The organism is Deltaproteobacteria bacterium, from assembly GCA_030654105.1.
Lineage (GTDB): Bacteria > Desulfobacterota > SM23-61 > SM23-61 > SM23-61 > JAHJQK01.
In genome coordinates this window covers 1-7,659 of the sequence record JAURYC010000350.1, presented here as the reverse complement: position 1 = coordinate 7,659, position 7,659 = coordinate 1, and the positions used below count along the sequence as shown (strand labels likewise).

The following is a 7,659-nucleotide window of genomic DNA, read 5'->3' as shown; positions in this document are numbered from 1 at the left end:
AGGTCTCCCTTTATTGCATCCCGACTTTTTCATTCAAGCTCCCCGCCAGATGGGCAGAGCGGGAGGTATTTTTTCTACCATTATCGGAACCATAGCCCTGACCGTAGTAGCCATTGTCATCGCCACTCCCTTGGGAGTGGGGACCGCTATCTTTCTCCAGGAATACACCCGGGAGAGCGGGGTCAGCCGGGTCATCCGCTTCGGCACAGATTGTCTGGCCGGGGTCCCATCGATTATTTTCGGCCTTTTTGGCTTCGTTTTTTTTGTGATCTTTTTACGAATGGGTTGGTCTATCCTTTCGGGTGGGCTCACCTTGGCTACCATGATTCTCCCTACGATCATCTGTACCGCGGAAGAAGCCATCAAATCCGTTCCCTACACCTACCGCGAAGTGAGTTTTGCTCTGGGAGGGACCCGCTGGCAGACCATAAGGAAGATGGTTCTGCCCAATGCCTTTCCCGGTATTCTGACTGGAGTTCTCCTGGGAGTCGGGCGAAGCGTGGGAGAGACGGCTGCGGTGATCCTCACGGCCGGCTCCTCCTTTATAACTCCCGACTCTTTATTCTCCCCGATCCGGACCATGGCGGTTCATTTTTACATCCTGGCCCGGGAAGGGATTTCTATGGAGATGGCTTATGCCACCGGAGCTGCCCTGATCCTTTTAATCCTGGCTATCAATACCGTGGCCAACTGGATGATGTACCGTTATGCCCATAAGGCTTGAGGAATCTTCGTTCATGGAGAAGCAAGCTAAAATTGCCATTCAGAATTTTCACTTTTATTACGGGACTTTCATGGCCTTGAAAGATCTCAACCTTTCCATCCAGCCCAACCAGATCTTCGCCATTCTGGGTCCGGCCCGGAGTGGAAAGACGACCCTGCTCAAAAGCATGAACCGCCTCACCGATCTGATCTTCGGGACGAGCCACACGGGCCAGATATTCATCGACAGTCAAGAGATCTATGGTCCGGAGATTTCCCTGCCGGAATTGCGCCGGCGACTGGGGATGGTTTTCGATCTGCCGACCGCGCTTCCTCTTTCCATTTTCGAAAACGTAGCCTGTGGGCCACGATTTAAAGGGCTCAGCGAAAAAAGCCGATTAGAAGAGATCGTAGAAAAATCGCTGCAAGCTGCGGTTCTTTGGGATGAGGTTAAAGACCGGCTGCAGAGCTCGGCCTTGAGGCTATCGGGAGGACAACAACAGAGGTTGTGTATTGCCCGCATGCTAGCCCTGGAACCGGAGATCCTCATGCTCGACGAACCCTGTTCCGGACTGGATCCCATTTCGACCGCCAGCATTGAGGAGTCTCTCACCAAACTAAAAGATAAATACACGATCCTTCTCGTACCCCACAATATCCAGCAGGCCTCCCGCGTGGCCGATCGAGTGGGTTTTTTCCTGGAAGGAAAAATGGTGGAAGAAGGGTCGGCCTTTGACCTTTTCACCAGACCGAAAAACAAAAAAACGGAAGATTATATTAGCGGAAAATTCGGGTAGCAGGGAAAGGAGATACCATGGAAACCCATTTTCAGCAAGAATTAAATAAATTGAAGGAAAATCTTCTCAAGATGGCCGGTTTGGCCGAACAGGCCATTAGTAATGCCGTGGAGGCGTTGGTGCAAAGAAATATGTCCCTGGCTGAGAAGACCATCAAGGAAGATGAGAAGATTAATCAAATGGAGATCTTGATCGATGAATGGTGTTTAAAACTTCTGGCGTTATACCAGCCAATGGCTGCCGATCTGCGATTCATCACTTCGGCTATGAGGATTAACATCGAACTGGAGCGGATTGGCGATCTGGCCGTAAACATTGCCGAGCGGGTGATTTTCCTAAATCAGGAGCCGCAGCTGAAACCCTACATTGATATTCCCCGCATGGCCGAGATCACCCAAGCGATGGTCAAAGACGTGCTGGATGCCTTTGTCAACGGCGATACCAACCTGGCTCGGGCGGTATGCGAGCGGGATGACCAGGTTGATGCCTTAAATGATCAGGTGTTTCGCGAGTTGCTGACGTACATGATGGCCGATCCCAAGACCATCACTCGCGCCGTACACCTGATCATCGTCAGCCGCTGTCTGGAAAGGATTGCCGACCACACTACCAATATCGCCGAAGGGATAATTTTTATGGTGAAGGCCCTGGTCATCAAACACCACGCGGACGCCAAGGCAGAAGAGACCAAGAAATGAATCCGAATATTGGTAGAGGGATCAAGAGGGGAGGGGGTTGAATGAAAAAACAAATCGTGACCATTCTGCTCATTCTGGGAGTCATGATCGCGGGGGTTGATAGAATCCCGGCCCAAGACCAAGGGCCTGCCCAAAAGCGGATCATGATCGAGCGGGGAGAAAAGGTTAAAGGGCAACGGCTCGCATTGGTCAAGAAAGTGGTTGAAAGCTATAAAGGGTGTCAGGTTTTATCAGACAGGGATGAATTAACGGGGCTGGTCATCAACGGGAAAACCTATGGCGATTTTACCATCGTCATCCGCGACGCCAAGCAAACGATTGTTGTGGTCACGGCCGATGGGATAGTCAGTTTCGATTACTGAACAGAATAAGAGGCGAGGGTTCAAGTCCCCCCTCGCTTACTCTTTTTTTTTCTTAGCCTCTTCGTACCCCAGGGCCATGTTATACAAAGCCCGGTCGAAAAAGAGGATCACCCGGTTATTCAACTCCATGGCGCGAAGCAATTCGTAGGCGCTATCGTAGAAACCGGAATGCAGGATGAATAGCCACAGATGGCGGCGAAAGAGGATAAAGGAGTAAATCAATTCCGGGAGAGGGAACCCTTCATGGTAACGTTCCTCTCCATATTTCTTGTAAAATTTTGCGGTTTCTTCTTTGGGAGTTGAAATACTGAGCCAGCGACTTAGGCTTTTATACATGTTGCGTGCCCTTTCGAAAAGTAAGTCTTCTTCGAAGGTATGGTAGAAGGGGGTGTTGACGTTTTTCTTTACATCCTTCAACCATTGGATCGCTAAATTATCCGCATTTTTTTCGATCAATTCTACCAATGACTGAGAAATCATCTTCTCCTCCTTGAGAGATAATCGCTAGGTTCAAAATCTGACCCCAGCGGCCACAGTACGGTAGAGCCGCAACCCATTTAGGCCTCCCTCACTTTTGTCCTCTCCCCCCGTATGGGGGGAGAGGGAAGGGTGAGGGGGGGTAGTAATTTGTATGATGTCCCATTCGTTTTGCGAAATTCAATAATTTTTTCAAACCCGATTTAAAGGGTTTTTGCACGATCCCTTTTTCCGTAATGATGGCCCGAATGTACCGGCTGGGAGTGACATCGAAAGCCGGGTTTAGAACCTTGGCTCCCTTCGGAGCGATGCGTCGGCCACAAAAATAGGTCATTTCCGCTTCCGGTCTTTGCTCAATAGGAATCCCTTCTCCCTTGCCGATCGCCAGGTCCACGGTAGAAAGGGGGGCTGCTACATAAAAAGGGATCCGGTGGGCGTGACAAAGGCGGGCTACGGAATAGGTTCCGATTTTGTTGGCCACATCGCCATTGGCGGCAATCCGGTCCGCTCCCACAATGGCTAAATGAATTTTCTCCTGGGCCATGAGCGCACCGGCCATATTGTCGGCGATCAAGGTGCAGGGAATGTGGTCTTTCATCAGCTCCCAGGTCGTTAAGCGGGAACCCTGCAGGAGCGGGCGCGTTTCGTCTACAAAGACATGAATACGCTTGCCCGCCTCAACAGCAGCGCGGATGACCCCTAAGGCCGTGCCATAACCCGCTGTAGCCAGTGCTCCGGCGTTGCAGTGGGTAAGAATGGAACAACTGTCCGGGATGAGAATCTGACCCTGCCTACCCATTTCCCGGTTGGCTGCGACGTCTTCTCTTAAGATTTGGGTGGCTTCTTGCAGGAGTCCTTCCTTAACCGCCAATACCCCTTGCTTTTGGTTTTCTTCAGCAACCCGCTTCATCCGTTCTACCGCCCATACAATATTCACGGCCGTAGGGCGAGTGGCGATTAGAATTTGAGCCACCTTGAGGATTTTCCGTCTAAAGACGAAGGGGTTTTTGGTTTTGATCTGGCGAGCGCCGAGGACTATCCCGAAAGCGGCAGCTACACCAATGGCTGGAGCTCCCCGGATGATCATTTTTTTAATGGCTCTGGCCACATCCTGGTAATTGACGCATTGATAGTAAGCTTCCGTCTGGGGAAGCCGAGTCTGGTCCAAAAGAAAAAGTTTATCATTCTTCCATTCCAGAGTTCTCAAGTCCATGCCAGAAGTTAACATATTAAGAAAAAGTCAGCAAGAAGAAATCGGTCTCTGCCTCCACTCTGGCTAAAATAATAAGGAAAAAAAGAAGGGAAAGGGGGCAAGTTTTCTTTTGCCTTTGCATAACTCCTTCTTTTTTTGCTAATATGTGATAGTTTCAGCTGAAGGAGGAATACGGAAGATGAGAAAACAAGAAAAGAATTTGCAAATTATTACCGCAGGATTGCTTTTTTTAGCCTGCCTATTCCTTGTCTCACCCCGGGAAATAGCCGGTGCGGAACGGCCTTACCGGATTGGATTTACCGTTCCCTTGACGGGAGCATTCGGCAAGGATGGTTCCTTAGTGAAGGACGCTTACATTTTTTGGCAAGAAACGGTTAATGCCCAGGGAGGGATAGCTGTCAAAAAGAAACGTTATCCTGTGGAACTAATCTATTACGACGATAAAAGCGAACCGCAGAGTAGCGCCAAATTGGTGGAAAAATTGATTACGGAAGATAAAGTGGATCTCATCCTGGGAGGGTTCGGTTCCAGCCAGGTGATCGCGGCCAGCGCGGTCTCGGAAAAATTCCGCTACCCCATGACCTGCGGGGCCGCCAGCACGCTGAAGCTTTTTGATCGAGGGTCCCAATATTATTTTTCGCTTTTGGGCAAAGCCCCCGAAGAAGTTCGGGGATGCATAGAAATCCTGCCAACCTTGACTCCCCGACCTGCGACGGCGGCCATCATCGGGGCCAATATTCCTTTCAGCGCCGATGCTGCGGACGGCTTCAAAGCTTACGCCCCTAAATTCGGAATTAAAGTTATCCATTTTGAGCTCTTCCCCATGGCTTTGACCGACTACAATTCCCTGCTGAATAAAGTAAAGGGGAAGAAACCCGATGTGCTTTTAGTGGGCTCCCATTCCCTGGTCGCCATCCGCGTGATGAAAGGGTTAAAAGAAGTTGATTTTACGCCCCAAGGGGTTTTTTTCAGTTATGGCCCCACGGTTCCCGATTTCCTCAATTCTTTGGCCAAGGATGGAGAATATGTTTTTGCCGCCTCGGAATGGACGCCTAATCTCCCTTACCGGGATAACGTGTTCGGCACAGCAAAGGATTTTTACCACAAATACATAAAACGGTTCGGGCGGTCTCCTGATTTCGTGGAGGCGGCCAGCGTAGCTGGCGCTCTGGTGCAGCAACAGGCCTTGCAGGAACTCGGATTCACCCCCCCGCTGCAAGACGCCGACCGGGAAAAAATTATGAAGTTTTTTTATTCGAAGCGTTTTGACAATTTCTATGGTCCAATCCGTTTTGGCCCAGACGGAGCTAATGAAATTCATCCTCCAGTGGTGGTCCAGGTTCAAGGGGGAAAACTCGTTAACGTTTTCCCGCCGGATACGGCTGAAGGAAAGCCCGTCTATCCTATGAAGCCATGGAAAAAAAGATAAGGGAACCCCGCCGGTAATTTTTCCATGATTCTTTTTTGGCAATCGCTGGTTAATGGGCTTCTTTTAGGAGGAATTTACGCGGCCTGCTCCGCAGGCTTCTCCCTCGCTTTCGGAGTCATGGGCGTAGTGAACCTCAGTCATGGTGACTTCGTAATGTTAGGGGCGTTTATTACCTACTGGCTTTTTATCCTGACAGGAATGGACCCCTTTCTCACGCTTCCCTTTACCCTTTTGATCCTTTTTTTCCTCGGTTTTTTTTTACAGCGACTGACCATCAATCGCCTGGTAGGTTCACCTCCGATCATGTCCTATCTCCTGACCTTCGGGCTCCATCTGGTGCTTTCTAATCTGGCCTTGAGGGCCTGGACCGCCGACTTCCGTACCGTGCAAACTCCTTATTCGGGCCTCACCATGAACTTCGCAGGGCTGGTTATACCTTACTCTCGCTTAGCCACCTTTATTATGGCCATGGTGGTTATTCTCGGCCTCTATTTCCTCCTTTATCGTACAGAAACTGGGCGGGCTATCCGGGCCACGGCGCAAGATCGGGAAATAGCCCAGCTCATGGGGGTAAAAATATTTAAAATTTACACCCTCACCTTTGCGTTGGCCGCGGCTATAACCGGCTTGGCCGGTTCTCTGATTTCTTTCACCTTTGTCATTCATCCCCAGATGGGGCTTCCCTTCACCATCACGGCGTTTTGTGTCGTAGTTCTGGGAGGAATGGGTTACGTTCCTGGAACCCTGTGGGGAGGGATCATTTTAGGGCTCGTGGAATCCCTGGCGACAACCTACCTAACCGCAGGGATATCGGTGGCAATTACTTTTTTTCTGCTGCTCATTATGCTCATTGCCCGGCCGCAAGGCATCCTCGGAAAAGGAATTGTGGAGTAAAGGATCGTAATGCTTATGAGGCGTGCAGGATTGAACGGTATTTTGCTCCCTCTTCTAATTTTAGGGGCTATCCTGTTACTCCTTCCCTTGTTGGGAATTGAGGGATACCGGCTGCGCCTTCTCAGTCTCCTATTTATGTGGGTTGCGCTGGCGGGCTGCTGGAATCTGATGTCAGGATCCACTGGATACATCGACTTCGGCCCGGTGGCTTATTTCGGCGTTGGTTCCTACTGCACCGCCCTTTTCATGATTAAAGGCGGGTTTCCATTTTTGCTCAGTGTTTTTATAGCCGGATGGGTATGCGCGGCTTTATCCCTGGCCATCGGTCTTTCAACCCTGAGGCTTCAGGGAGCCTATTTTGCCATTGCCACCTTTGCAGCTGCGGAAGCGCTGAAACAGGTTGTGCTCGAGAGTGATCGAGTGCTGGGTATAGATTTTTTTGGGGGGGCTCACGGTTTGACTCTTCCATCTCCCCCCCCGGGAATTTTTTTCTATTATGTCATGCTTTTTTTCATGGGGTTGGTGGCGTCCCTGACCGCCGTGATCCAAAAAAGTAAATTGGGTTATGGCCTCCGAGCCATACGAGATGCCGAACAGGCCGCGGAGTTGACGGGTGTCCCCACCCTCCAGATTAAGGTACGGGCCTATATCCTGAGTTCGAGTCTTATCGGATGTATCGGAGGGGTAGAAGCTTACTGGTTGACCTATATCATTCCCGACGATGTTTTCAATGTGATGCGCACCATCCAGATGGTCATCATGACCCTCTTGGGAGGGATGGGAACGATCCTTGGCCCGGTCATTGGAGCGAGTTTTCTTACTCTGATATCAGAATTTTTGGGCGCCAAATTTGTCTATGATTATTTAATTTTCGTAGGGCTGGTTATCGTGATTGTAATCCTTCTGATGCCCCAGGGAATTATTGGGACCCTTGTTAAAAAAAGAGGGAAATCGCCATGGCTTTTTTAGAATGCCGCAGGGTGACCAAGCGTTTTGGCGCCCTGGAAGCGGTTCGCAATTTTTCTTTTGCTCTCCGGCCCGGGGAAATCCTGGGATTAATTGGCCCCAACGGTTCTGGCAAAACTAC

The 7,659-nt window shown here is 50.3% G+C and carries 9 protein-coding genes and 1 pseudogene; 8 read left to right on the top strand and 2 right to left on the bottom strand.

The features are described from left to right. The 4 genes from pstA to Q7V48_15465 all read left to right on the top strand — a co-directional run. Window positions 1-724 (top strand): phosphate ABC transporter permease PstA (pstA, locus tag Q7V48_15480; GenBank protein MDO9212124.1); only part of this gene is annotated, 724 nt, incomplete at its 5' end. Between the two features lie 13 nt (window positions 725-737). Continuing rightward, window positions 738-1,499 (top strand): phosphate ABC transporter ATP-binding protein, encoded by a 762-nt coding sequence (locus tag Q7V48_15475; protein MDO9212123.1) that lies wholly within the window; start codon window positions 738-740, stop codon window positions 1,497-1,499. Between the two features lie 17 nt (window positions 1,500-1,516). Next, window positions 1,517-2,197 carry a phosphate signaling complex protein PhoU gene (phoU, locus tag Q7V48_15470; GenBank protein ID MDO9212122.1) on the top strand — a complete coding sequence of 227 codons (681 nt, stop codon included), beginning with the start codon at window positions 1,517-1,519 and terminating at the stop codon, window positions 2,195-2,197. Between the two features lie 41 nt (window positions 2,198-2,238). Beyond that, the gene (locus Q7V48_15465) at window positions 2,239-2,559 is read left to right on the top strand and encodes a hypothetical protein (protein MDO9212121.1); all 321 of its coding nucleotides are present in this window, start codon (window positions 2,239-2,241) and stop codon (window positions 2,557-2,559) included. 36 nt (window positions 2,560-2,595) lie between these two features. On the opposite strand, the gene Q7V48_15460 is transcribed toward Q7V48_15465, so the two are convergent. Beyond that, window positions 2,596-3,039 carry a hypothetical protein gene (locus Q7V48_15460; protein MDO9212120.1) on the bottom strand — a complete coding sequence of 148 codons (444 nt, stop codon included), beginning with the start codon at window positions 3,037-3,039 and terminating at the stop codon, window positions 2,596-2,598. Between the two features lie 178 nt (window positions 3,040-3,217). Continuing rightward, window positions 3,218-4,249: pseudogene (gene mtnA / locus Q7V48_15455) on the bottom strand (S-methyl-5-thioribose-1-phosphate isomerase). Window positions 4,250-4,427: 178 nt separating this feature from the next. Here mtnA and Q7V48_15450 point away from each other — a divergent pair. From Q7V48_15450 to Q7V48_15435, 4 genes are all read left to right on the top strand, one after another. Continuing rightward, a complete protein-coding gene (locus tag Q7V48_15450) occupies window positions 4,428-5,678 on the top strand; it encodes an amino acid ABC transporter substrate-binding protein (GenBank protein ID MDO9212119.1) in 1,251 nt (416 codons plus the stop codon). Between the two features lie 24 nt (window positions 5,679-5,702). Next, window positions 5,703-6,572 (top strand): branched-chain amino acid ABC transporter permease, encoded by an 870-nt coding sequence (locus Q7V48_15445; protein ID MDO9212118.1) that lies wholly within the window; start codon window positions 5,703-5,705, stop codon window positions 6,570-6,572. A 30-nt stretch (window positions 6,573-6,602) separates the two neighbouring features. After that, window positions 6,603-7,541: a branched-chain amino acid ABC transporter permease gene (locus tag Q7V48_15440; protein ID MDO9212117.1), complete on the top strand. Its 939-nt coding sequence runs from the start codon at window positions 6,603-6,605 to the stop codon at window positions 7,539-7,541. Then, a partial coding sequence (locus tag Q7V48_15435; protein MDO9212116.1) for an ATP-binding cassette domain-containing protein occupies window positions 7,529-7,659 on the top strand: 131 nt, incomplete at its 3' end. The genes Q7V48_15440 and Q7V48_15435, both read left to right, overlap by 13 nt.

What these genes read in the sequence shown, in the direction of transcription:
- Q7V48_15450 (MDO9212119.1), top strand. Translation starts at nt 4,428, where the DNA reads ATGAGAAAACAAGAAAAGAATTTGCAAATTATTACCGCAGGATTGCTT.
- phoU (MDO9212122.1), top strand. Translation starts at nt 1,517, where the DNA reads ATGGAAACCCATTTTCAGCAAGAATTAAATAAATTGAAGGAAAATCTT.
- Q7V48_15445 (MDO9212118.1), top strand. Translation starts at nt 5,703, where the DNA reads ATGATTCTTTTTTGGCAATCGCTGGTTAATGGGCTTCTTTTAGGAGGA.
- Q7V48_15475 (MDO9212123.1), top strand. Translation starts at nt 738, where the DNA reads ATGGAGAAGCAAGCTAAAATTGCCATTCAGAATTTTCACTTTTATTAC.
- Q7V48_15460 (MDO9212120.1), bottom strand. Translation starts at nt 3,039, where the DNA reads ATGATTTCTCAGTCATTGGTAGAATTGATCGAAAAAAATGCGGATAAT.
- Q7V48_15465 (MDO9212121.1), top strand. Translation starts at nt 2,239, where the DNA reads ATGAAAAAACAAATCGTGACCATTCTGCTCATTCTGGGAGTCATGATC.